Genomic DNA, 23,040 nt, shown 5'->3' on the forward strand with positions numbered 1-23,040 from the left:
TCTGCAAGGCTTAGAGAAAATCGTCGCGGCGGGGTGCGAAAGTGTCGATCAGTGTGCCGGGCGACAGGCAAACACACCCATGTTCGGCGTTGGAGGGAATGACAAAACTGTCTCCCGGCCCGACGACAAACTCAGATCCGTTGATCGAAAAGCGGAAAGAGCCGCTCTCCACATAGGTGGACTGAACATGGATGTGACGGTGCAGTTTTCCTTCAGCACCTTCTGCCTGAAAGCGGAACGCAACCACCATCAGTTCTGAATTTTCAGAAAGTACCTGACGGGTAACGCCCTCGTCTGCAGGCACTTCCGGATAAGAGTTTACAAACATGAATCGACCTCAATGAAACAAAGACGGAAGCCATAGCGACAGCGCGGGGATGTAGGTCACAAGGCCCAAGGTGAAGATCGCTGCTCCATAAAAAGGCCAGATCGTACGAATGGCATCCCATACGGAGATCTTGCCGACGGCACAGCCGACAAACAGGACAGTTCCCACGGGCGGTGTACACAAGCCTATCCCGAGGTTCAGAACCAGAATTACGCCGAAATGAACAGGATCGACGCCAAAGGCCGTGGCAACCGGCAGGAAAATTGGTGTTGTGATCACGATCAACGGCGACATGTCCATGAAGGTGCCCAAGAAGAGAAGAACGATGTTGATCATCAGGAGAATGATCAGAGGGTTCTCAGATACACCCTTCATGAAGGCGACCAGCTCTGCCGGGATTTTCAGAAATGCCAGCAACCAGCCGAAAGATGCGGCGCAGCCGATGACAAGCAACACCATGGCGGTGGTTCTGACGGCTGCCTTGGTGGCAGCAACAAATTCAGGCCAGTGCATGGTGCGGTAGGCAAGAGTGGTCACAAGTAACGCATAAACAGCTGCGATACAGGAGCTCTCTGAGGCTGTGAACACTCCTGAGCGCACGCCACCAAAGATGATGCCGATCAATAACAGGCCAGGAACTGCATTCAGCAAAAGACCACCAAGTGCTGACCAGCCTGGAAATGACTCTGTCGGATACCCTGCCCGTTTTGCCACAAACCAAGCCGTGGTCATCAACGTGGTGGCAAGCAGAAGACCCGGCAGGATCCCTGCCGTAAAGAGGTCTGCAATCGACAGCCGCCCACCTGCAGAAATCGAATAGATGATCATGTTGTGCGATGGTGGCAGCATCAACGCTATGATTGAAGACATCACAGTTATGTTCACGCCGTATTCGACCGAGTATCCCTTCTTTTTCATTTGCGGGATCATCAGGCCACCGATGGCGGTTGCGTCGGCCGCTGCCGAACCGGATATGCCGCCGAAAAGAACTGAAGCCGAAATATTCACCTGACCGAGACCACCTCGCAGATGACCGACAACAGCGCCCGCCAGTGCAACCAGACGGCGGGCAATGTCCCCGCGCACCATCAATTCACCGGCGAAGATGAAAAATGGTATTGCCATGAGTGCAAAAACGGAGACCCCGGAGTTCAATCGTTGGAAAACGATAACCGGCGGCAGGCCCATGTAGAGAACTGTGGCAAGGGATGCAGCGCCCAGGCAAAACGCCACAGGCGTGCCGATCAGCAGCAGGAATGTAAATGTGCCGAACAAGATGAAAGGTTCCATTTCAGGCGTCCTCCATCTCTGTTTCGCCGAAACGAGCTGTCGGCAAACCCGCTGCACGACGCACAAGCCGTTCGAGCGAGAACACGAAAATCAGACAGCCTCCTGCGACCAGGGGCAAAAAGTCGACCGCCCCCGAAATGCCGAGCGATGGAAGCTTGACGTTCCAGGCGGATAAAGCGAGCTCAGTTCCAAACCAGGCCATGCCGGCACCAAAGGCGGCGACCACAATGTCTGAAACGCTGAACAGGGCGAGCTTTGCACCTGCGGGCAAGAAGTAGAGCAGGACATCAAAGCTGAGATGATAACCTTCCCGAATGCCGACCGCAGCGCCCAGAAAAATAAACCAACCCATCAGGATGACGGATGCCGGTTCGCTCCAGACCAGACTGTCATTCATCACATAGCGCATGAACACCTGCGCACTGATAAACATCGTCATGAGGATGAGCCCGCCACCGGCAAACCAGAGAGCTGCCGTTGAAACGTACCGCATTGATGTTGCGGCCAATAAGAGAGGTGCGTTCACGTCGTCGTCCTGAAAGGTGGTCTGTGACCGGCAAGCCGGCCACAGACAGGTGTTGCCGTCAGTCGGTTGCGCGGATGCGGGAAACCAGATCTTTCAGCTTGTCGGACGTGACATGTTTTTCATAGACGCTGTCCATCGCGGCCATGAAAGGTTCCTTGTCGATCTCGGTGATCACCTCAACGCCTGCCGCACGCACTTTTTCCTCAGACGCTTTTTCGCGCGCTTGCCACAGGTCCCTCATTACCGGGACGGAGGCGCGTGCTGCCTGCCTGACGGCTTCCTGGTCTTCCGGTGACAGCTTGTCCCAGGAGACCTTGGACATAACAAGCACTTCAGGAACGATCAGATGCTCATCCAGGGTATAGTAACCGGCAACTTCATAGTGGCCTGAAGACTCGTATGACGGCCAGTTGTTCTCAGCACCATCGATAACGCCGGTCTGGATCGACGAGTAGACTTCGCCATATGGCATGGGCGTCGCATTGGCGCCAAGGGCAGACATCATGTCGACGAAAATGTCGGACTGCATCACTCTGACTTTCATGCCGTCGAGGTCTTCAATCGATTTAATTGGTTTAACTCGATTGTAGAAACTGCGAGATCCGCCGTCATAAAAAGCAAGGCCAACATAGCCATGTGGTTCGAAGGCTTTCAGAATGTCTTCGCCAATCGGACCATCCATAACGCGATGCATGTGGTCGACGCCCTTGAACACGTAAGGCAGCGAAACAACCTTTGTTTCCTCAACAAGGTTGTTGAACGGTCCCATGGAGACGCGGTTCAAGTCGATAACGCCAAATTTTGTCTGCTCGATCGTGTCTTTTTCCTGCCCCAGCTGCGCTGAATGAAAAACTTCAACACAAATGCGACCGTCGGTGCTTTTCTGAAGCAACTTCCCCATATGCTTTACGGCCTCGACGGTCGGATAACCGTCTGGATGGGTGTCAGATGACTTCAAGGTGACTTCGCAAGCCACAGCAGTGGTCGCGAAAGCGGCTGTCGCTAGAAGCGACATCGCCAAAGTCTTCAGTACGTTCATTTATTCCTCCCGATGAATGGCTTGTCAGAGCCGATAGGCCTGTTTTGCAAGCCTGTAAGTGAGGTCGTAAGCGACCTCATATGCCTCGTCCTCGTTCAGCCTCCCGGATGTCACGAGTGATGCGAGGTATGCGCAGTCGACCCTGCGCGCCACATCATGGCGGGCAGGGATCGAACAAAAGGCGCGGGTGTCGTCGTTGAAGCCGACGGTGTTGTAGAAACCAGCGGTCTCGGTCGTCATTTCGCGGAACCGGCGCATGCCCTCCGCGCTGTCATGGAACCACCAGGCCGGACCCAATTTGAGCGTCGGGTAGGCACCGGCAAGCGGTGCCAATTCACGCGAATAAGAGGTCTCATCCAGAGTGAACAGGATGATGGAAAGATCTTTTTCCAGACCATAGGCGTCGAGCAGGGGCTTGAGCGCTTTGACGTAGTCGGTTCTGGTTGGAATATCGAAGCCCTTGTCACGCCCAAATGTATCCATGACCGGATTTGAATGGTTGCGGTGACTGCCCGGATGGATCTGAAGCACCAGTCCATCATCCAGGCTCATTCTTGCCATTTCGGTGAGCATATGCCCCCGAAAAGCTTCGGCCTCATCAACTGTGCAGGTGCCTTTGAGTGCCTTCTGGAACAATTCCTGTGCCTTTGCCGAGGACAGGTTCTCGGTTCTGGCAGTTGGGTGACCATGGTCAGATGACGTTGCGCCGAAAGACTTGAAGTAGGCGCGTCTTGCCAAGTGAGCGTTCAGATAACCCTGCCAGGAGAACGTGTCTTCTCCGGTGATTTCTCCGAAGTGCTCGATGTTTTGCTGAAATCCTTCGAACTCCGGGTCAACCACCGGATCCGGCCGATACGCCGTAACAACCCGGCCCCGCCAGTCGCATTCTCGAATGGCGCGGTGCCACTTGAGGTCGTCCAGGGGCGATTCAGTTGTGGCGATGACTTCGATGTTGAAGCGCTCAAACAGGGCTCTGGGCTTGAAGTCCGGTTGGACCAGCCGTTCGGCAATATGGTCATAGGCTTCTTCAGCGGTTTCTGCCGTCAGGCGCTTTGTCCAGCCAAACACTTCCTGAAAGGCGTGTTCAAGCCACATGCGGGATGGGGTTGCGCGAAAGAGGTGGAAGTTTTCAGCAAAGGTCTGCCAGACCTTTCTGCTGTCTGTTTCCGTAAGGCCGCCGTCCCTGCGCTGAACACCAAGCTCGGTCAAGTCAATACCTTGCGAAACCAGCATTCGAAGGACGTAGTGGTCTGGTATGACAAACAGCTGCGCCGGATCAGGAAAAGCCTCGTTCTCGGCATACCACTGCGGGTCGGTGTGGCCGTGCGGGCTTATGATCGGCAAGTCCCGAACGCTCTCGTAGAGCCTGCGCGCGATTTCAAGAGCCTTGGGCTCGGTTGGCAGGAGGCGGTCTGGAGATAACCCTTTGATTGCCGTTTCCGGAACTATCGAATTCTCCAGGGCCATACTATTCTCCCGTTCACGCAAACCGGCTAGCACATGTTGCTACTAGTAAACTGATATGCTAGTTGAATAGATAAGTCAACGGAGAGAGGCTGATGACAGACTCAAGTGCCTTAAAGGCGCTGGAACCACTTAAAATTCCCAAAGTCGCCGACACGGTATTTGAGGAACTGCATCAGCAGATCCTGTCATTGGAACTGCCGCCTGGAACAAAGGTGTCAGAAATTGAGGTGGCGAAAGCGCTGGGTATTTCGCGGCAACCGGTCCGCGATGCCTTCTTTCGCTTGTCTCAGCTCGGCTTTATTCTGATCCGGCCTCAGCGCGCAACTGTAATTTCCAAGATTTCGGAACAAGCGGTCCTGCGTGCGAAATTCATGCGGATCGCTCTCGAACTAGCATGCTGGAAGGCGGCAATGAGTGTGATTTCCGATGCACAAATTGATGATCTTGAGCTGTTGCTCAAGGAGCAGGCCAATGCTGTCAGCGCCAATGATCTGAAGGGGTTCCATTCGCTGGACGACGATCTGCATCGGCGCATCTGCGAAATCGCCGGACATGAATATGCCTGGTCATTCATCCGCGAGCAAAAGGCGCATATGGACCGCGTCCGCTTCATTTCCCTGACGATTGGAGCAGCGCAAAGAGCGTATGACGACCATATCGAGCTGCTTCAAATCATGCGCGCGCGCGATCACACGCGTCTGGAACCTATCTTGAACGAACATCTCGGCCGGATCGAACTCACGCTCGCGCAAATTCGCGATGAAAAGCCTGAATATTTTCAGGAATAACGCACCGATTGCGATCCTAAGGGCGCGGAACGCGTCTGCTCACCTGCGTTTTGATCCAGTTGACAAAATCGCTAGCCGCCGGGCTGAGCTTTCCTGCGGGCGTCGCGACATAGTAGTTATGTCCCGAACCGTCTTTGACCGGTGCGAGCTGCTTCAGGGCGCCTGATGTGATTTCGGCTTCCACCAGATATGTCGGCAGGATTGCAGCTCCCATGCCGTTGACCGCGGCCGAGATGATGAGCGGAAACTGATCGAAATAGCTGCCTATTTGTGCCCGTTCCTCTGAGCCGGGTACTGATTTGCGGAAAACGCTCCAAAGATGCGGCCGTGTTGTCAGGTGAAGCAAAGGCATTCGGAATATGTCCTCGCGGCTGGAGACACGATGTTCCTCGATCAGGGCCGGGGCCGCCGCAACGATCAGGTCTTCCGGGCAAAGCGGCGTCAGTTTTGCTCCAGGCCAATCATTTGCACCGAAATGAATGGCCACATCGACCCCCTGTTCGGCAATATCGAAGGGCTCTGAACGGCTGTAGAGCATCAAGTCGAGATTTTGGCGTCTGGCTTTGAACTCTCCCAGGCGCGGAACCAGCCAGCGTTCCCCAAACGCGGGAAGTACGCCGATTGTAAGCATTTCCTGCGTGCTGCCAGCTGCAACAGCTTGGGAAATGGTCGCCCGCAGTCGCGTGAGATCGGACGCCAGGCTGTCTCCAAGGGATCTTCCGGCCTGCGTCAATCGGATGCCGCGGCCTTCACGCCGGAAAAGAGCTGCGCCGATCTGATCTTCCAGTTCCTTCACCTGCCGGCTGACGCCGCTTTGTGTGAGGCCCAATTCTTCGGCCGCTGCGGTGAAACTCTGATGCTTCGCAGCGGCTTCAAAACAACGCAGCACCGAAACGCTCGGCAAAGGGATGTCACGCTTCATTTAAACCGCTCCAATCATGAGTTTTAGTCATGAATAAAACTCTTTTTCAGGTATTTTTGTGCAGGTCAAGGAAGAGTATTCTCCAAAGTAATCGACAACGGGGATTAAACGGACATGCAGAAGATCGCGGTTTTGGGGCTCGGCAAAGTCGGCACACTGGCTGCCGAACTGTTGCATGCAACCGGTTTTTCCGTGACGGGATTTGATGCGCATGCGGTGCCGGACTTGCCGTTCGAAACACGGCAGATCGATGTTGGTGACAACGCTGCTCTTGAAGACGTCCTCAAGGACTTCAACTCGGTGTTGTCCTGCTTGCCCTATTTCCTGAACACTGGTGTTGCGACGGCTGCGCACAGCCTTGGGCTTCACTATTTCGATCTGACCGAGGATGTGCCGACCACAAAGGCAATCCAGGAGCTCGCCAAGACTTCACGAGGCATTATGGCACCGCAATGCGGACTGGCTCCAGGTTTTGTGGGTATTGTTGGCGCCCACCTTATCGATGCTTTTGAAACCTGCCGGTCTTGCCGCATGCGTGTCGGCGCTTTGCCCCAGAACCCTACCGGCCTCATGGGCTATTCCTTCAACTGGTCGCCTGAAGGGGTGGTGAACGAATATCTCAATGATTGCGAAGTTCTTGAGAACGGAGAGATCAAGTGGGTCTCGCCGATGGAATGGATTGAAAAGATTGTCATTGGGGGCATCGAACTGGAGGCCTTTACTACGTCAGGCGGTCTCGGGACGATGTGCGAGACTTACAAAAGCCGTGTTCCCAACATGGACTACAAGACAATGCGCTATCCGGGGCACGTGCAGTTGATGAATTTCTTCTTCCACGAACTTCTGATGCGTGACAGACGCAAGGAGGCCGGAGAAATCCTGGTCAACGCCAAGCCGCCTGTCAGCGACGATATCGTTTTTGTCCACGTATCAGCCGAAGGCGAAATCAACGGGCGTATGCAACGAAAGGAATTCGTTCGCGGCCTGAAACCGGTTGAGATTGCCGGTCAGGAACGGACAGCCATAGCCTGGACGACTGCCTCGTCAGTGGTCGCAATCATTGAAATGGTTCGTGAGGGAACTTTGCCCGACCACGGCTTTCTCAAACAGGAAGATGTCTCGCTCGAGACATTTTTGAAGACACATAACGGCGCTCGCTACAACGCCTAGCCAATAGCGCAAACAATCACATTCTCCGAGGAGTTAGACATGGAACATTCCCAGGTCCTGAGCGCGCTTGGCTTCAGCACAAGTGAACTGACAGGCGGAACACTTGCCGTCAGGTCACCGATCGACGGTGCTCAGATTGCTCAGGTGCATGAGACACCATTGGGCGATATGGAGAAAATCATCACCCGTTCACAGGCCGCGTTTGCAAGCTGGCGGGCCCTCCCGGCGCCACGCAGGGGTGAGCTGGTCCGCCTTCTTGGCGAAGAGTTGAGAGATGCAAAAGAGGCGCTTGGTGCGCTTGTTACGCTTGAAGCCGGCAAGATCACATCCGAAGGGCTTGGTGAAGTTCAGGAGATGATCGATATCTGTGACTTTGCGGTTGGTCAGTCCCGTCAACTCTACGGCCTGACAATCGCCTCGGAACGCCCTGGCCACAAAATGTCTGAAACCTGGCACCCGATGGGACCTTGTGGCGTCATCACCGCGTTCAACTTTCCCGTCGCCGTCTGGTCCTGGAATACGGCTTTGGCGCTTATTTGCGGTAATCCCATTATCTGGAAGCCGTCTGAAAAGACGCCGCTGACGGCATTGGCCTGCCAGAAAATCTTCCAAAAGGCTCTGACGCGTTTCGGAAAAGATGCACCGAAGCACCTGTTGCAAGTCGTCATCGGCGGTGCAGACATTGGCGATGCACTTGTAACGTCAAGAGGCGTGCCAATCCTCTCGGCGACCGGCTCGACCCGCATGGGTTCTGTTGTTGGGCCAAAAGTTGCCTCACGCTTCGGACGTTCAATCCTTGAACTGGGTGGCAACAACGCAATGATCGTTGCACCGAGTGCTGATCTGGAAATGGCCGTGCGGGCAATTGTCTTTTCCGCGGTGGGAACTGCCGGCCAGCGTTGCACGTCTTTGCGCCGACTGATCGTGCATTCCACAATCAAGGACGTACTCGTCGGCAAGCTCAGGAATGCCTATGACAGCCTGAAAATCGGCGACCCACGCCAGGAGGGCACACTGATCGGTCCCCTGGTTGACGAGGGGGCGCTTGATGCAATGCAGCTTGCCCTTGAAAATGCGCGTTCTGAAGGTGCGCGTGTCCACGGTGGCAACAAGGTGAACGAAGGCGTTCCAGCCGGGTGCTATGCAGCTCCTGCGCTTGTTGAAATGCCCGAACAGAGCGAGACCGTAAAAACGGAAACCTTTGCGCCCATTCTCTACGTGATGAGCTACGAGACCCTTGAAGAAGCGATCGCTCTTCAGAACGATGTCCCCCAGGGACTTTCGTCCTGCATCTTCACGCTCAATATGCGTGAAGCGGAAACCTTCCTGTCGGCACTCGGATCCGACTGCGGCATAGCCAATGTCAACATCGGTCCGTCAGGGGCTGAAATCGGCGGCGCATTCGGCGGTGAAAAGGAAACCGGCGGCGGTCGCGAGTCGGGGTCAGATGCCTGGAAGGGCTATATGCGACGTCAGACCTCGACAGTGAACTATTCGGCTGAATTACCGTTGGCACAAGGTGTCGAATTTGACATTTAGCTGGCACGGCCCGCCTCTTGGCGGGCTTTGTCTCACCTCGGAATGTGCACCGTCATGTTGCCAGACCCCGGCGCGCGACACGCGTGATGCTGGCTGCTATTGAAGCGCGACCCCGAAGGGGATTTTCTCGCGCGCACCGCGATACCATCTAATGATTTTCCTCCGCTCTTCTTCTTCCATGAAGGAGACGTTGGCCGGTGGCATGGCGTTTGTTACGCCAGCCTGAAGATAGATTTCCTTGGCCGCTCGCGCGATGTCGGCCTTTGTTTCCAGCAGAACGTTCTTGGGTGCCCAGTGAATGCCTTCATAAAATGGCTCGCGCGAATGGCACATGGCACAGCGGCCCGGCACGATTGCCAAGACATCGTCAATTCCGTCTGCGCTGGCAAAGACCTCCTCTGTTGCAGTGAGTTTGCGGGCTTCGGACGCGTCGAAGGTTTCTTGCTGGAGAGGCAACAAGGAGAGCTGGATGATGGCTACAAACAGAATGGCCGTCGCCAGCCAGGTCCAAGTCGGGTTTCCGGTGCCGGCATGCCGCGTGTTGAAATAGTGCCGGATCGTCACGCCCATCAGGAAGACCAGTGCGGCGATCAACCAGTTGTACTGAGACGCGAACGCGAGCGGATAGTGATTGCTCAGCATCAGGAAGATAACGGGCAGCGTCAGGTAGTTGTTGTGCATCGACCGCAGCTTGGCAATCTTGCCGTATTTTGCGTCCGGCGTCCGTCCTGCTTTCAAGTCTGCGACGACAATCTTCTGATTGGGAATGATGATGAAGAAGACATTGGCCGTCATGATGGTGGCGGTAAACGCTCCCAGATGCAGCATCGTCGCACGGCCAGTGAAGACCTCGTTGTAACCGTAGCCCATCGCCACGAGCAGTGCGAACAGCAACACCATCAAAAGTGTCGGATGATTTCCCAGGCCTGACTTGCAAAGCCTGTCATAAATGATCCAGCCGAGTGTGAGTGATGCAGCAGAAATCAATATACCCTGCCATAGCGCCAGGTCCGCTTTGGCGGGATCGATCAGATAGAGTTCACCGCCGACCCAGTAAACGATCATCAAGAGCGCAGCTCCAGACAGCCAGGTCGAGTAGCTTTCCCATTTGAACCAGATCAGGTGCTCCGGCATGTTTTCGGGCGCGACCAGGAATTTGCGGATGTGATAAAATCCGCCGCCGTGAACCTGCCATTCTTCGCCATGAGCGCCAGGCGGGAGGTCCGGCGCTTTGCGCAGCCCAAGGTCAAGAGCAATGAAGTAAAAGGACGACCCAATCCAGGCCATTGCCGTGATCACATGCAGCCAGCGGACTGCGAATGCAAACCAGTCCCAAATGATGGCAATGTCCAGCATTGCAAACCCTCCAAAATCAACCGGACCAAGCTAGCGCAGGAATCCATTGTCTGGTATCTCGGTATAATTCCGAGCAGTTTCAAAAAAAACGGAACAATACCTGTCCGTTGGAAGTCCTGATGGCCTATCTGGAGAACATTCGCACCTTCTTGCGTGTTTATGAACTGGGAAACATGTCCGCTGCTGCCCGTGACCTGCGGATATCTTCAGCAGTTGCCTCTTCTCGCATCTCCCAATTGGAAGAACACCTGCATGTTCGACTTTTTCAGCGCACGACGCGCGCCTTGAGCCCGACAGAGCAAGGCAAGCTTTTTTACCGGGGTGCGACCAAGATTATCGATGCAGTGGAAGAAGCGGAAGCTGAGATCAGCAACGTTACACGCGCACCACGTGGCACGCTTTTCATCGCGGCGCCCATCGGCATGGGCCAAAGCCTCATCGCCCCGGCGATACCACAATTCAAGCATGCCAATCCGCTGATCGACATCCGGCTTCGGTTGTCTGACCGCAAAGTCGACCTGACAGGTGAAGGTTTGGATGCAGCCTTCTTTCTCGGGCAGCCGGAAGACTCCGCGCTCAAGATCCGAAAGATTGCCGATTGCAGACGAGTGCTGTGCGCTTCACCTGACTACATCCAAAGGAAAGGCAGTCCCGAAAGCCACGCAGCGCTAGCCTCCGGAGACCACGACTGTCTCAACATAAGGTATCCGGGTGCACCGGAGTTCCAGTGGCCGCTCCAAACGCAGGACGGCGTGAAGCGGGTTGCGGTCAGCGGACCATTCGAATCCGATCACGGTGATGTCCTCACAGGTTGGGCTCTGGATGGTCACGGAATTGTTCTGAAGCCGGTCTTTGAGGTTGCTGACCATCTAAAATCCGGGCGGCTTGTCACCGTTTTGCAGGATGAACCGCCACTACCGGTGACAATGGCGTGCCTCTTCACCCATCGACGGCTTCAGGATCCAAAGGTGCGATTGTTCCTGGACTTCATGGTCACGCAGATTCAGTCAGTTTTGGCTGAAGGTTCAGATGGCTAAGAGAGGTTGCTAACGGTGGCTTTCGAAACATTGAAAGCACTTTCTTGAAAGACCGAAAAATCATCGCTCCTTTTCTGCTTTAAAAGAAAGTCCTATACCATCTGCTTGGTCGGGCATGCTCTTTGCCAGGTTTGAACAGTCCAGGTTTTGCAAGGAGGCTCACCTTGAATCGCTATCCCAGAAACTTTCGCGGTTACGGTGCCAATCCGCCGGACCCGAAATGGCCCGGCAATGCACGAATAGCTGTGCAATTCGTCCTCAACTACGAAGAAGGCGGTGAAAACTGCGTCTTGCATGGGGATGCCGCTTCTGAAGCATTCCTGTCCGATATTCCAGGTGCTGCGCAATGGCAGGGTCAGCGACACTGGAACATGGAATCCATGTATGAATATGGCGCACGCGCGGGCTTTTGGCGTCTGCATCGCCTGTTCACACGAGCCGGTGTTCCGCTGACGATCTATGGTGTTGCCACAGCGCTGGCACGCAATCCCGAACAAGTCGATGCCATGAAAGAAGCCGGCTGGGAAATAGCCAGCCACGGTTTGAAATGGATCGAGCACAAGGATATGCCCGAGGAAGAAGAGCGCGCTGCCATCGCCGAAGCCATTCGCCTTCACACAGAAGTCGTCGGTGAGCCACCGCGTGGTTGGTATACCGGTCGCTGCTCGGAGAACACAGTTCGGCTTGTCGCTGAAGAAGGCAGCCTTGCCTATGTTTCAGACACCTATGACGACGACCTGCCGTATTGGCTGGAAACAGGTGGCCGTGATCAATTGGTCATTCCCTATACGCTTGAAGCCAATGACATGCGATTTGCAGTCTCTCCCGGCTGGAGCGATGGCGAGGACTTCTTCCAGTATCTGAAGAATGCGTTTGACGAACTCTACGCTGAAGGAACGTCGGATACGCCGAAAATGATGTCCATCGGCTTGCACTGCCGGCTGGCCGGGCGTCCGGGAAAGACGGCCGCGCTCCGGAAGTTCATTGAGCATATTCAGAAGTATGAGGGTGTCTGGTGTCCGCGCAGGATTGAAATCGCAGAACATTGGGCTGCCCATCACCCACCGCAAAAAGGCATAAGCCCGAGCAATATGACAAGGGCGGATTTCGTCGAGCACTTCGGCGGTATTTTCGAACATTCGCCCTGGATCGCAGAGCGTGCCTTCGCGTTGGAACTCGGCCCTGCACATGATTGTGCAGCAGGCGTTCACAACGCACTTTGTCGTGTGTTTCGATCTGCAACAGCAGAAGAACGCCTTGGTGTCCTGACTGCTCACCCGGATCTCGCCGGGAAACTGGCGCAGGCCGGACGATTGACCTCCGAAAGCACATCAGAACAGGCCAGCGCCGGGTTGGACCTTTTGACAGATGAGGAACGTGAAACCTTTTCGACCTTGAATGCCGATTATGTGGCAAAGCACGGATTTCCGTTCATCATCGCAGTGCGCGATCATGACAAGGCCTCGATCTTGGCAGCCTTCCACAAAAGGATCGGCCATGGCCGTGACGAAGAGTTCAGCGAAGCCTGTCGACAAGTCGAACGAATCGCCCGTTTCAGGCTCGAGGACCTTTTCGCGCGATGAAGACAATCATTCCCGTCCCGCTGACATCGGAAGCCTTTTTGGACTATGGCGACGTCATCGAAGTTGGCGGCTCACCAGACAAGATCATCAATCAAGGCATGTGCGGCCGGCACCATGATCTTGCCAAACTGGATTTCGGAACAGGACAGGCGGGGATCAGCCTCTTCGACGCAAAGGCGAGGACGTTACCCTATACAGTCGAATTGGTGGAGCGGCATCCGGAAGGCAGTCAGGCTTTTGTGCCGGTCGATGGCGTTCCGATGATTGTCGTTGTAGCTAATGACAGAGATGGGCAGCCGGTGAACCTAAAGGCGTTCATCAGTCAGCCGGGACAATCGGTCAATCTTCATCGGGGCACCTGGCACGGCGTGCTTGCACCGCTGGATCGTGCAGGACGCTTTGTCGTCGTCGATCGTATCGGGCAGGGGGAAAATCTTGAAGAACACTGGTTTCCCGAACCATGGATTGTCGAAGCCCCAGATCGGTAGATTGGTGGCTGCGCGTGTGCTTGCAGGACTTTCAAAGTCGGAAGTTACTTAAGAGGCCAGCGAAGCCACAACATTCACGCTAGCCTTCCTCGCAGCCATCAGTCTTGCCATCTCGATCATGCGGGCTGAAAATCCCCATTCATTGTCGTACCAGCCGAAGAGGCGTACCTGTCTCGAATTGGTTTCCAGCGTTTCGGGCAAGGCTATGATCAGTGATTCCGTACGAGCTCGCATATCGGTGGAAACAACCCTGTCCTCGGTGAAGCCGATAACGGGATTGTCGGCAAACACGGATTGCAGCCATTCATTGAATGGCGCATTGACCGGACGGTTGAGTGTCACTGTCAGGTCTACAGCCGATACGCTTATGGCAGGTACGCGCACTGCTGCGCCACTGACCTTGCCATCGAGCTGGGGCAACACCTTGCCAACCAGTTTGGTTGCGCTTGTTGTCGTTGGGACCATCGAGACGCCGCCTGCGCGACTGCGTTCGAGCGGCCCTCTCGGGGCGTCAACCATAGGCTGACTGCCCGTGTAACAGTGGATGGTTGTCATATGCCCGCTGTCGATTCCAACGGCGTCATCCAATCCTCTCAGGAGCGGCGCCAAAGCGTTCGTTGTGCAAGATCCATTAGACACTACCTGCTGGTCCGCCAACTGATCTTCATTGGCTCCAAGCACCAGTGTCACATCTGCCGCATCCGACGGTCCGGAGATCAAAACGTTGGCTGCTCCGGCAACTAGCCCCCTCTCGGCAATTATGCGCGTGTTGGCCTTGCCGGTGCATTCCATCACAACGTCAACCCCGGTCAGATCCGCTTGCGAGAGATCGGCTTCAGACGAAAAAAGGATCTGGCGCCCGTCAATTGCCAACACGCCATCATGCGCTGTCACGTTGCCGGGCCAGGGTCCGAAGACGCTGTCGTATTTGAAGAGATAGGCGCAGGTTTCCAAAGACGCGATATCGTTGATGCGAACAACTTCGACGTCTCCATCTTTGGAGGCCTCAAGAACCTGCCGCAACACTGTTCGACCTATGCGGCCAAACCCATTGATGACAATCTGCATTCCAAGGGTCCGCTTCAGAAATTCGTCGTTCTCTCAGCGCCCAATGGAAAACCGTTTCGACAGGTGTCGATACCGGTTGAAAAAATCGTATCCGGCGCCTGTGCCCGGTGAACCTTAGGTCCAGAAATTCGGGCACGGCCAGAACAATTAGCACCAAAAAATGCAGCAATCTCAATTATATTGTCCTGAGGGACAATCGCGCAGATCAGCTGCCTACCGGGCGAAGCTTCATGTGACGATTGACATCTTTGTAAAGAAGGTAGCGAAACGGGCCGGGCCCTCCGGCATAACAGGCTTGCGGGCAAAACGCGCGCAGCCACATGTAATCACCTGCTTCCACCTCTACCCAATCCTGGTTCAATCGATAGACCGCCTTGCCTTCCAGCACATAAAGACCGTGTTCCATGACATGGGTTTCGGCGAACGGAATAACCGCACCTGGTTGGAAAGTGACGATGTTGACATGCATGTCGTGGCGAAGGTCATGGGGATCGACGAAGCGCGTTGTTGCCCATTTGCCGTCCGTGCCCGGCATTGCAATCGGATCGACGTCATTTTCGTGTGTTACGAAAAAGTCCGGCCGCTCAAGCCCGTCAACCGCTTCATAGGCTTTCCGGATCCAGTGAAAACGGACAGCTTCGTCGCCGATGGTCTGGAACGCCCAATCGCAGCCCGGCGGAATGAAGGCATAGCTTCCGGGACGAAGTCTGCGTGCCAAGCCATTGGTGGTCAGTGTGGCTTCGCCTTCCACGACAAACAAAACGCCTTCCGCTGCCGGGTCGGTCTCCGGTCTGTCGGTCCCACCACCCGGCAGAACTTCGACGATATATTGGGAGAATGTCTCGGCAAAACCCGAAAGCGGCCTGGAGAGAACCCATAGGCGCGTTTTTTCCCAAAACGGAAGGAAACTCGTGACGATGTCCCGCATGGTTCCGCGAGGGATTACGGCATAGGCCTCGGTGAATACGGCGCGATCGGTCAAAAGGGTTTCTTGGCCAGGATGGCCACCTTTGGGCGCGTAATAGGAAGGGGGACGGGACACAGGGAGCCTCTTTTTCGATTTCACCAATAGAACTATGAAGCCTGACCAGGCTGGAGACCATGGGTTTTATGAAACGAGATCTTTTCAAAAAAACAAGAAAATCGATGGCAGCGTTCTGATTTTCTGGAAAATGACGGCGAAGCTCTTCCTACTGGGAATGTCTTTCCTGCAAATGTCAGCCGTTGGATGTTACCCGGTAAGGCACAATGCCGCGTTGGCCCGGATCGATGAACGGATCCTTGTCAATCGCAGGAAAGGCGCGCTGGTCGCAATTGTCCCGAGGGCAGATACGGCAATTTACGCCAATTGGCTCGGGTGCTGATATTTCGTCGACCGCCAGGCCATCCGCGTAGACAATCGCATCCGCATATTTGATTTCACAGCCGAAGCCGAGTGCGTAACGGCGCTCACCAGTGCTGTAGTCAGGCTGGTGTTTGCTGACACTGGTCGCAATGCAAAGATATTGAACACCGTCCGGCATCTGCGCGACCTGGGCAGTAAATTTGTTGGAGTTCTGTTCGAATGCCTGGTGCACATTCCAGCGGGGACAGGAACCGCCAAACCGGGCGAACTGAAACCGGGTCGCGCTGTGTCGTTTCACGACATTGCCGGCGCGATCGATCTTTACGAAATAAAATGGCAGTCCGTTGGCTCCGGGGCGCTGCAGTGTCGACAATCTATGGCAAATTGTTTCCGCGCTCGCGTCCATCCGGTTGGACAAAAGCTGGATGTCGTGACGGTGCATCGTGGCCGCTTTCAGGAACGCGTCATAGGGCAACAACAGTGCTCCGGCGAAATAGTTGCGCAGTGCCAGCCGGGCGATGCCTTCAGCGGACTTCGTCTTGAAACGCGCCCGTTTGACCTCTTCCAGGATCAGGTCTCTCACACATAATTCGGCGATTACCGATCCAAGCAGGAAATTTTTGGTCGATTGAGGGCTGGCCCTATAAATCGAGATTTTCCGGGTGTATTCGTCATGACGGATCAATGTGCCGGTGTAGTCTGGAAACTGCTCCACCTCGATGTTGAATTTTTCCGCCAGCCAGGTGACGAGACTGTCGAATTTGGTTCCGGCCGTTTCCAGACCGATTTCCAGCGCGAGCTTTTCGGCTGCCCTGTCGAGCGTGTCGACGTAATTGTCCATATAGTGAAAATAGTCGCGCACCTCGTCATAAGCAGATTTCTTGAGGCTTGGGGTTCCATCTTGCGGCCCGTTCATGTGCGCCAATTCGTCTTCGTTGGCTTCCCGGTCATGAAAATTGCGCAGGGAACCATAGAGATCCATGATCGCCTGGGTAATGCCGGGAGCCCGGGTTACCAGTTCGTTCAGTTCCTGACGGGTGATCGATGCGTTGTGAAATTGTGTATCGGCGAAGATTTCCTGTAAATCCTGTGTCACCCGATCAAGGTCATTCTTTTCAAATGCCGAGAGGTCCACTCCGAAGATCCGGTTGATGGTCAATAGGACAGAAGCGGTGACCGGACGGTTGTTGTTTTCAATCTGATTGATGTAGGCCGTTGAAAGACCCAGCTTTTTCGCGAAATCAACCTGAGACAGGCCGAAGTCCGATCTGATCTGTCGCACCGTGTGACCGGAATACAGTTTTTTGCTCACGATGGGTCTCCGTTCAATCAAATTGCAAATATTTAACAAGTCTCATTATGCATTTTAACATTTTACAAAATTAGTCACTTAGGTGAAAGTCCCCGCACTCGAAAACAGATGACAAATAGGTGGAGCGACAGACATGACTGCCCATTTTGCCCTGAATTCTAGCGCTGCGACCGGTACAGATAACAGGTTGGTTGCAAGCAATATCCGCTGGCCTCTGAACCTGAGTGAAATGGTTACTCCGCGTCAGCTGGAGATCATGCTCAAGCTGTGCGAAGGCAAGGTCAACAAGCAAATCGCTTGGGAACTGGATGTCACCACGGCAACCGTGAAAGCCCATATTCGAAATGCCATCACACGCCTTGGTGCCAAGAACCGTGTGAATGCTGTCGCAATTGTTGCCGCCAACAGTGCAAGTTTCCGGCACGCTGCCGTTTGAACACGGGCAGTTACGCCAAAAGGCGTTGCCTGTCGGCGCTGATCGTGCCGCTTGCTTGAAGGTTTGGAACCAATATCAGGCGGTTCTCTTGATCATGGAAGACCGGATCGCCTCGACTTCTGCAGCCAGGAAATCGCAGAAGTCCTTCGCCACGATGGAAATCGGTCGATGGGTCGGTGTCAGGATCGACAGGCTGTTTTGAATGCGTGGCCTGAACGGGCGGAACACGATCCTCGGTGGCCCCAAGCCGAGACGCCCTTCCTCCTGGGCCTTGAAGGCGGTGATCATGTCACAGACAAGGGCGCACAATCCGGCCTCCACGAACCTTAGACCCGGCAGCGCCGTTTGAAGTTCGAAGCGTTGATTGAAGCGAACGCCGGCATCCCGGAAGCGGGCGAGTGTCTGCTTGTGACTTCGGTGTTCGGAATGCAGCAATGCGAGCGGATAACCATCGAGCTCGGCTGGTGTGATGACTTCCTTGGACGCAAGTGGATCCGTCGCGGGGATTGCGCACATGCATTCCAAGTCAAAATCAATCTGATCGAAGGAATTGCGCGCACGCGGGGTTTCGGCAAAGCCGATGTCGAATTGCTGGGCCGCGATCAGCTCTTCAATTTCGCCAGACGTGCGGCTCGCAAGAGCAACCTTGACGCTTGGTTTGTCTGCGATGAAACGGGAGAGGCTCCTGGGCAGAAAATCCGTTGCAGCTTCGGGAATGCCAGCAATGCGCAATTGACCGTGTTCCCGGTTGGCCAAACCCCGCAAGGTTCTCTTGGAGACCTCCAGCCGCTTCAGAATTGCCTCAGCTTCTTCCAGGAAGAATTCTGCTTCAGGAGTGGGAACCAAACGACCTTGTTCGCGAACAAAAAGTTTTAGCTCAAGCTCGGTTTCCAGCCCCGCGATTGTTGAACTCACGGCTGGTTGTGTTCTGCCAAGCGTACGAGCAGCTTCAGAAATTGATCCGCTGCGCATAACCTCGCGAAAAGTCGCCAGTTGCCGGATTGACAGGTTCATGGTTCCGCGAGCGCACCCTCCCGATTTTAGTTTCAAATACTGTGTCTGTTAATTTGTCCAAGGTCAACAGTTCGGCAATACACCGCACATGACCAGATATTTTTTGACCTTTAGGTCATTTTTACTGAAATGAATTCTACGTATTTTCACAAATGGATTGCCACTTTGCTTGACTGATGGCCATTTAAAGCGTGTAGGCGGGTTGTGGTGAAGGCTAGAGCGGGTTTCTGGTTGTTCATGACTTGTCGATCAGAATACTAATCTTGATTCTGTGGTGTCCAAAGTCTGTCCAGATCATAGGAATTGATATCCGCCAGCAGCTCAATGAGCCCATTTGCAGCGTGGTCCAGCGAGCGTTTCCCTTTCTCAGCGCTTGCCATTGCTGCGTTGCCTTGTACGCCCGCTGTGTTGAGGTCCTGGGCCTTCCAGCCGAATTGCGCCTTGCCGTGACCTCGCAGATGCTTGAATTCGGTCAGGAACGCCTGTTGCTCCGATCTAAAATCTTCCGCATGTTCCATGCGAACAAGATCGGGCCGCAGATGCAGCATCAGCGATGTTTCGATATCTCCACCGTGAATGCCATATGTGAACTCCTCCTCAGGATAGAGGTCGACGGGCTGGCCAAAGCGCAACCAGTTCGTCGCGGTCACAAACATTTCGTGCTTGATGCGCAGTTCACGTGCGACGATGTCAAGAACCGGAACATTGCCGCCATGGGAATTGATCAGAACCATTTTCCGAATTCCCGCTCTGGCAACGCTCTCGCCAATCTCCAGCCATGAGCGGGTGACGGTGTCCCAGGAAAGCGTCAGCGTTCCAGGAGATGAAATGTGCTCATCGGATTTGCCGACGGTTTGTATCGGCAAGAAAGTTGCCGGTAATTCTGCGGGCAGAAGTTCCAGAACCCGTGCTATTTGCCCCTCTGCTATGGTGGTGTCCGTAGAGATGGGCAGATGAGGGCCATGCTGTTCAATCGCGGCTACCGGCAAGACCGCAATCCAGTTCCGACAGTTTGGGCTTAAAAAATCCGTGGCAATCATGTCTTGCCAGAAATGTTTGGGAAGCATGGTCAGGTCCTGCTGGATAAGTCATCGCCGGGTCGTCAACCTGCTTTGCATACCTGTCAGGACCGGGCAAGGCGAGTTCCAATTGGCCGTGGAACGGAGCTCACGAATTTATGATCAATTAGCCTTAACTGCCGTTTAGAATTTGGCGACGTGTCTTTGAGACACTCAAGGGCATGATCGGCGCTCTCTTGTCGAATACGCCGGCGAACCTATTGAGAAGCAGCGGTGTCGCCGGAGAGGTGGAACCTGGTACGGGCATAAACAGTTCGGACCGGGCACAGGAAAGTGCGCGCGAAAGTCTTGTGAGCAACCGGCGTGCTGCTGCCAGATCCGGCGGCGTCCAACCACTGACTTCTGCTGCGGTTCTGGCGCTTCAAAGCACGAGCGCATCTGATCCCGATGCCGCTCAATCAAATAGCGCTCAAGAGGCCACCGGCGACGACGCCGGCGGCGCGGAGACTGCACCAGAGAGCGCCTCCAATGCGAACAGTCAGGGGGCAGCTCCAGCACCCGCGCAAGGCATCGGTGGTGCACTGGCACAGCAGCAAAACTCGTCAAAGAAAGAAGATCCGGACGGAGATGGTCTAAATGAAGCAGAGGAAAAGCAAGTCCAGGAACTTGCCAAGCGTGATCGAGAGGTCAGGGCACATGAGCAGGCACACGCACGCGTTGGAGGAGCCTATGCGTCTGCCCCAAGCTACACCTTTCAGCAGGGCCCGGACGGCAAGCGGTATGCCGTTGGAGGAGAAGTGCAGATCGACACTGCCAAAGAGCGCACGCCGGAAGCTACAATCCGCAAGATGCAGATTGTCATCCGGGCCGCTCTGGCTCCCGCAGAACCTTCGTCCCAAGATCTGAAGGTTGCTCAGCAGGCGCGATCCCAGCTGTCTGAAGCTCAGGCAGAATCGCGCCAGCTAAAGGCCGAAGAACTGAGAGGCGACGATGATGCGCCTGTCGATCCCGCCGACACCGATACCAGGCCAAGTTCGGAACAGTCTGGTTCCATAGATGAAGACAGTAACGAAACGGACGTAGACGGTTCACAGCGCTCAGACAGTAACGCCGGTAAGGATGCCGAAACTGGTAGTCGCAGTGCCAGTGAGGAAGCCGCAGCTGCCTATCGTTCGCTCATTGAGCAAAACAACGACAGCCAGCGCCTGATTGAAGCCTTGATCGCCTGAAGATCTTCCTCAGGATCGAAAACCAGGCTCATCGGAATTCAAGACCTGTCGCGATTTCATGCGCTTGTGAAAGCAAGCCAGACGTGACAAAAGATACTCCCTCACTTTTACGGGTTCTTCCCCTTTTCAGGTCAGACGATGCGTATTCCCGACCAGGAACAGGCAATTGCCGCACGCCGTGTAGTTTCGGCGATCTTCTTCATGTGCGGCAGTTTCATAGGGCTCTGGGCTTCCAGGATCCCGGACATCAAATCGGCAACCGGTCTGAGTGAAGGCGGTTTCGGTGTTTTGCTGCTTGTCATGGCCAGCGGCGCCTTCGTGGCCTTTCCGTTCACCGGGGTCTTGATTGACAGGCTCGGCGCGGCCCCGGTGTCAAAGGCGCTCGCCGTCGCGACGGTTGTCTCGTTCGTCCTGGTCGGGCTTGCGCCAACAACTTATGTGCTTGCGTTGACGCTCTTCTTCGCCGGATTTTCTTTTGGCGCCCTTGACGTTTCCATGAACGGATGGGGTACGGAGGTTGAGAAAGTCCGTGCGCGGCCGATCATGTCGTCTTTTCACGGCCTTTTCAGTTTGGGGGCAGGCGTTGCCGCCGCCGCTGGCAGTCTTGCGATCGAATTCGGCTTGTCGGTAACACAGCATTTCAGCGCCTGGAGCCTTGCAACGGTTCCTTTTCTCTTCTGGTTTTGGTGGCAGAGCTGGCCGAAAATGGACAACGTCTCGGAAACGGGCACCAAGGCCCCCCTGTTTGCCTTGCCAAAAGGGGCTCTTGTACTCGCCGGTCTGGTGGCGCTGGTTGCTGCCTTGGGCGAGGGCGCGGTCACTGATTGGGCGGCCCTCTTTCAGATCGAGGAACTTGGCTATTCGGAGGCCATTGCTCCGACCGCTTTCACGGTTTTTTCGATCGCCATGGTGGTGATGCGTTTAACGGGAGACGCTGTTGTTGCCCGGTTCGGTCCGGTCCGTGTCGCCCGGATAAGCGGTGTCGTGGCGTTTTTCGGCTGCCTTCTGCTCGTGTCGGGCATCAACATCTGGTCAGTCTGGGCCGGCTGCTTTGTCATGGGGCTTGGATATGCAGTCCTGTTTCCCCTTGCAATGTCGCGCGCTGCCGCTGATCCGCACATGTCCAAAGGTCCGGCGCTCGCCGCTGTCGCAACGCTAGGATACGGTGCATTTCTTCTTGGACCTCCACTGCTAGGCTTTATCGGTGAAGTCTGGTCGCTTCGGGCTTCCTTTGGTGCGGTCGCACTGTTGACACTGCTGATACCGTTTCTAGCCGGTACGCTTCAGGTTAAATCCTAACGCTCGAGCTCTCAGAGCGGAGAACAAGAATGGAAGCCCGGCAATCAATGCAGGTGGGCTCATTACCGGTCGCTGAGACATTGCTGAGCCAACTAAATTATTTCAAGCGTCGGCTTATTATCAAAAAAGGCTGATTGTGGCCGCGATGTCATTTGACGGTTAAATACTCCCTCTATGTTGCAGCCGCGTTGAAGACGAAGGTGATTCGGATAGATTTGATTACGGGGTTTAGGCGATGGCTTTTAACTACAAAAAGAGCATTACATTCCGCCTGGTTCAGGCTGCGAAGGCACAACGTGCCCGCGCCGGAGCGCATCTGATGCGGATAGGACTTCATCCGGGACAGGAGCTTGTTCTGAAGGTGCTTGCAGATTCCGACGGGCGTACAATGAGTCAGCTGGCGCTCGCTCTGGGTGTTCAGCCGCCGACCGTCACAAAAATGGTGACCCGTCTGTCCAGCCAGGGCTTTGTGCGTCGACAGGTGTCCGACACGGATGGACGTCTTGCCAGGGTTCATCTGACGGACAAGGGCCGTGACCTGGTGACTTCCGTCGACAAGGCTTGGAAACGCCTTGAGCGGGAGGCGATGGCAGGCATTGAAGACAAGGATCGCAAGAAACTGCGTAAATTGTTGCGGCAAGTTGAGAAGAACCTTTCCATTTCGATTGATGACGATCCCGAGCATGAAGCTGATTTCGACACCGAAGACGAAACGGCAAATGCGGAAAAGCAGACAAAATCCAAGGAAAAGGCGCGCACTGCTGCCTGACCGCATATTCAGAGGC

The 23,040-nt window shown here is 54.9% G+C and carries 22 protein-coding genes; 10 read left to right on the forward strand and 12 right to left on the reverse strand.

Annotated features, from left to right (window positions below; genetic code table 11):
- Positions 1–10: 10 nt before the first annotated feature.
- From FIV00_RS05405 to uxaC, 5 genes are read right to left on the reverse strand one after another with little or no spacing between them, the layout of a single operon-like run.
- Positions 11–328, reverse strand: a complete 318-nt coding sequence (locus tag FIV00_RS05405) for a cupin domain-containing protein (RefSeq protein ID WP_152499785.1) — start codon at positions 326–328, stop codon at positions 11–13.
- 9 nt (positions 329–337) lie between these two features.
- A complete protein-coding gene (locus FIV00_RS05410) occupies positions 338–1,618 on the reverse strand; it encodes a TRAP transporter large permease (RefSeq protein ID WP_152499786.1) in 1,281 nt (426 codons plus the stop codon).
- A 1-nt stretch (position 1,619) separates the two neighbouring features.
- Positions 1,620–2,144, reverse strand: coding sequence for a TRAP transporter small permease (locus FIV00_RS05415; protein WP_371419568.1), 525 nt, complete (start codon positions 2,142–2,144; stop codon positions 1,620–1,622).
- Positions 2,145–2,202: 58 nt separating this feature from the next.
- Positions 2,203–3,183: a TRAP transporter substrate-binding protein gene (locus tag FIV00_RS05420; protein ID WP_152499787.1), complete on the reverse strand. Its 981-nt coding sequence runs from the start codon at positions 3,181–3,183 to the stop codon at positions 2,203–2,205.
- A 24-nt stretch (positions 3,184–3,207) separates the two neighbouring features.
- Complete coding sequence (uxaC, locus tag FIV00_RS05425; protein ID WP_152499788.1) at positions 3,208–4,650, reverse strand: glucuronate isomerase; 1,443 nt, start codon at positions 4,648–4,650, stop codon at positions 3,208–3,210.
- Between the two features lie 92 nt (positions 4,651–4,742).
- Here uxaC and FIV00_RS05430 point away from each other — a divergent pair, with 92 nt between their 5' ends.
- Entirely contained in the window at positions 4,743–5,438 is a 696-nt protein-coding gene (locus FIV00_RS05430; RefSeq protein WP_152499789.1) for a GntR family transcriptional regulator, read from the forward strand.
- A 16-nt stretch (positions 5,439–5,454) separates the two neighbouring features.
- Here the strand turns inward: FIV00_RS05430 and FIV00_RS05435 are convergent, their stop codons facing one another.
- Positions 5,455–6,360 (reverse strand): LysR substrate-binding domain-containing protein, encoded by a 906-nt coding sequence (locus FIV00_RS05435; protein ID WP_152499790.1) that lies wholly within the window; start codon positions 6,358–6,360, stop codon positions 5,455–5,457.
- Positions 6,361–6,474: 114 nt separating this feature from the next.
- Here FIV00_RS05435 and FIV00_RS05440 point away from each other — a divergent pair, with 114 nt between their 5' ends.
- Entirely contained in the window at positions 6,475–7,530 is a 1,056-nt protein-coding gene (locus FIV00_RS05440; protein ID WP_152499791.1) for a saccharopine dehydrogenase family protein, read from the forward strand.
- Positions 7,531–7,569: 39 nt separating this feature from the next.
- Positions 7,570–9,069, forward strand: a complete 1,500-nt coding sequence (locus FIV00_RS05445) for an aldehyde dehydrogenase family protein (protein ID WP_152499792.1) — start codon at positions 7,570–7,572, stop codon at positions 9,067–9,069.
- 96 nt (positions 9,070–9,165) lie between these two features.
- Here the strand turns inward: FIV00_RS05445 and FIV00_RS05450 are convergent, their stop codons facing one another.
- Positions 9,166–10,425, reverse strand: coding sequence for a urate hydroxylase PuuD (locus tag FIV00_RS05450; RefSeq protein ID WP_152499793.1), 1,260 nt, complete (start codon positions 10,423–10,425; stop codon positions 9,166–9,168).
- Between the two features lie 119 nt (positions 10,426–10,544).
- Between FIV00_RS05450 and FIV00_RS05455 the strand changes: the two genes are divergently transcribed.
- From FIV00_RS05455 to FIV00_RS05465, 3 genes are all read left to right on the forward strand, one after another.
- Positions 10,545–11,462, forward strand: a complete 918-nt coding sequence (locus FIV00_RS05455; RefSeq protein WP_152499794.1) for a LysR family transcriptional regulator — start codon at positions 10,545–10,547, stop codon at positions 11,460–11,462.
- 164 nt (positions 11,463–11,626) lie between these two features.
- A complete protein-coding gene (gene puuE / locus FIV00_RS05460) occupies positions 11,627–13,045 on the forward strand; it encodes an allantoinase PuuE (protein WP_152499795.1) in 1,419 nt (472 codons plus the stop codon).
- Positions 13,042–13,533, forward strand: coding sequence for an ureidoglycolate lyase (locus tag FIV00_RS05465; RefSeq protein ID WP_152499796.1), 492 nt, complete (start codon positions 13,042–13,044; stop codon positions 13,531–13,533). The genes puuE and FIV00_RS05465 overlap by 4 nt, the downstream gene beginning before the upstream one ends.
- Before the next feature lie 48 nt (positions 13,534–13,581).
- Here FIV00_RS05465 and FIV00_RS05470 read toward each other — a convergent pair whose 3' ends face one another.
- The 3 genes from FIV00_RS05470 to FIV00_RS05480 form a co-directional block, all read right to left on the reverse strand.
- Positions 13,582–14,601: a type I glyceraldehyde-3-phosphate dehydrogenase gene (locus FIV00_RS05470; RefSeq protein WP_152499797.1), complete on the reverse strand. Its 1,020-nt coding sequence runs from the start codon at positions 14,599–14,601 to the stop codon at positions 13,582–13,584.
- A gap of 205 nt (positions 14,602–14,806) precedes the next feature.
- Positions 14,807–15,643 carry a bifunctional allantoicase/(S)-ureidoglycine aminohydrolase gene (locus FIV00_RS05475; RefSeq protein ID WP_152499798.1) on the reverse strand — a complete coding sequence of 279 codons (837 nt, stop codon included), beginning with the start codon at positions 15,641–15,643 and terminating at the stop codon, positions 14,807–14,809.
- A 175-nt stretch (positions 15,644–15,818) separates the two neighbouring features.
- The gene (locus FIV00_RS05480; RefSeq protein WP_152499799.1) at positions 15,819–17,258 is read right to left on the reverse strand and encodes a short-chain fatty acyl-CoA regulator family protein; all 1,440 of its coding nucleotides are present in this window, start codon (positions 17,256–17,258) and stop codon (positions 15,819–15,821) included.
- 133 nt (positions 17,259–17,391) lie between these two features.
- Here FIV00_RS05480 and FIV00_RS05485 point away from each other — a divergent pair, with 133 nt between their 5' ends.
- Positions 17,392–17,694, forward strand: a complete 303-nt coding sequence (locus FIV00_RS05485) for a helix-turn-helix transcriptional regulator (protein WP_152499800.1) — start codon at positions 17,392–17,394, stop codon at positions 17,692–17,694.
- Between the two features lie 75 nt (positions 17,695–17,769).
- Here FIV00_RS05485 and FIV00_RS05490 read toward each other — a convergent pair whose 3' ends face one another.
- The gene (locus tag FIV00_RS05490) at positions 17,770–18,708 is read right to left on the reverse strand and encodes a LysR substrate-binding domain-containing protein (RefSeq protein ID WP_152499801.1); all 939 of its coding nucleotides are present in this window, start codon (positions 18,706–18,708) and stop codon (positions 17,770–17,772) included.
- 257 nt (positions 18,709–18,965) lie between these two features.
- Positions 18,966–19,775 carry a creatininase family protein gene (locus tag FIV00_RS05495; RefSeq protein ID WP_152499802.1) on the reverse strand — a complete coding sequence of 270 codons (810 nt, stop codon included), beginning with the start codon at positions 19,773–19,775 and terminating at the stop codon, positions 18,966–18,968.
- 173 nt (positions 19,776–19,948) lie between these two features.
- Here FIV00_RS05495 and FIV00_RS05500 point away from each other — a divergent pair, with 173 nt between their 5' ends.
- From FIV00_RS05500 to FIV00_RS05510, 3 genes are all read left to right on the forward strand, one after another.
- Positions 19,949–20,956, forward strand: a complete 1,008-nt coding sequence (locus FIV00_RS05500; protein WP_152499803.1) for a putative metalloprotease CJM1_0395 family protein — start codon at positions 19,949–19,951, stop codon at positions 20,954–20,956.
- A gap of 138 nt (positions 20,957–21,094) precedes the next feature.
- Positions 21,095–22,255, forward strand: a complete 1,161-nt coding sequence (locus FIV00_RS05505) for an MFS transporter (protein ID WP_152499804.1) — start codon at positions 21,095–21,097, stop codon at positions 22,253–22,255.
- Between the two features lie 235 nt (positions 22,256–22,490).
- Entirely contained in the window at positions 22,491–23,024 is a 534-nt protein-coding gene (locus tag FIV00_RS05510) for a MarR family winged helix-turn-helix transcriptional regulator (protein ID WP_152499805.1), read from the forward strand.
- Positions 23,025–23,040 lie beyond the last annotated feature (16 nt).

The organism is Labrenzia sp. THAF82 (genome assembly GCF_009363435.1).
In the GTDB taxonomy this organism is placed as follows: domain Bacteria; phylum Pseudomonadota; class Alphaproteobacteria; order Rhizobiales; family Stappiaceae; genus Roseibium; species Roseibium porphyridii.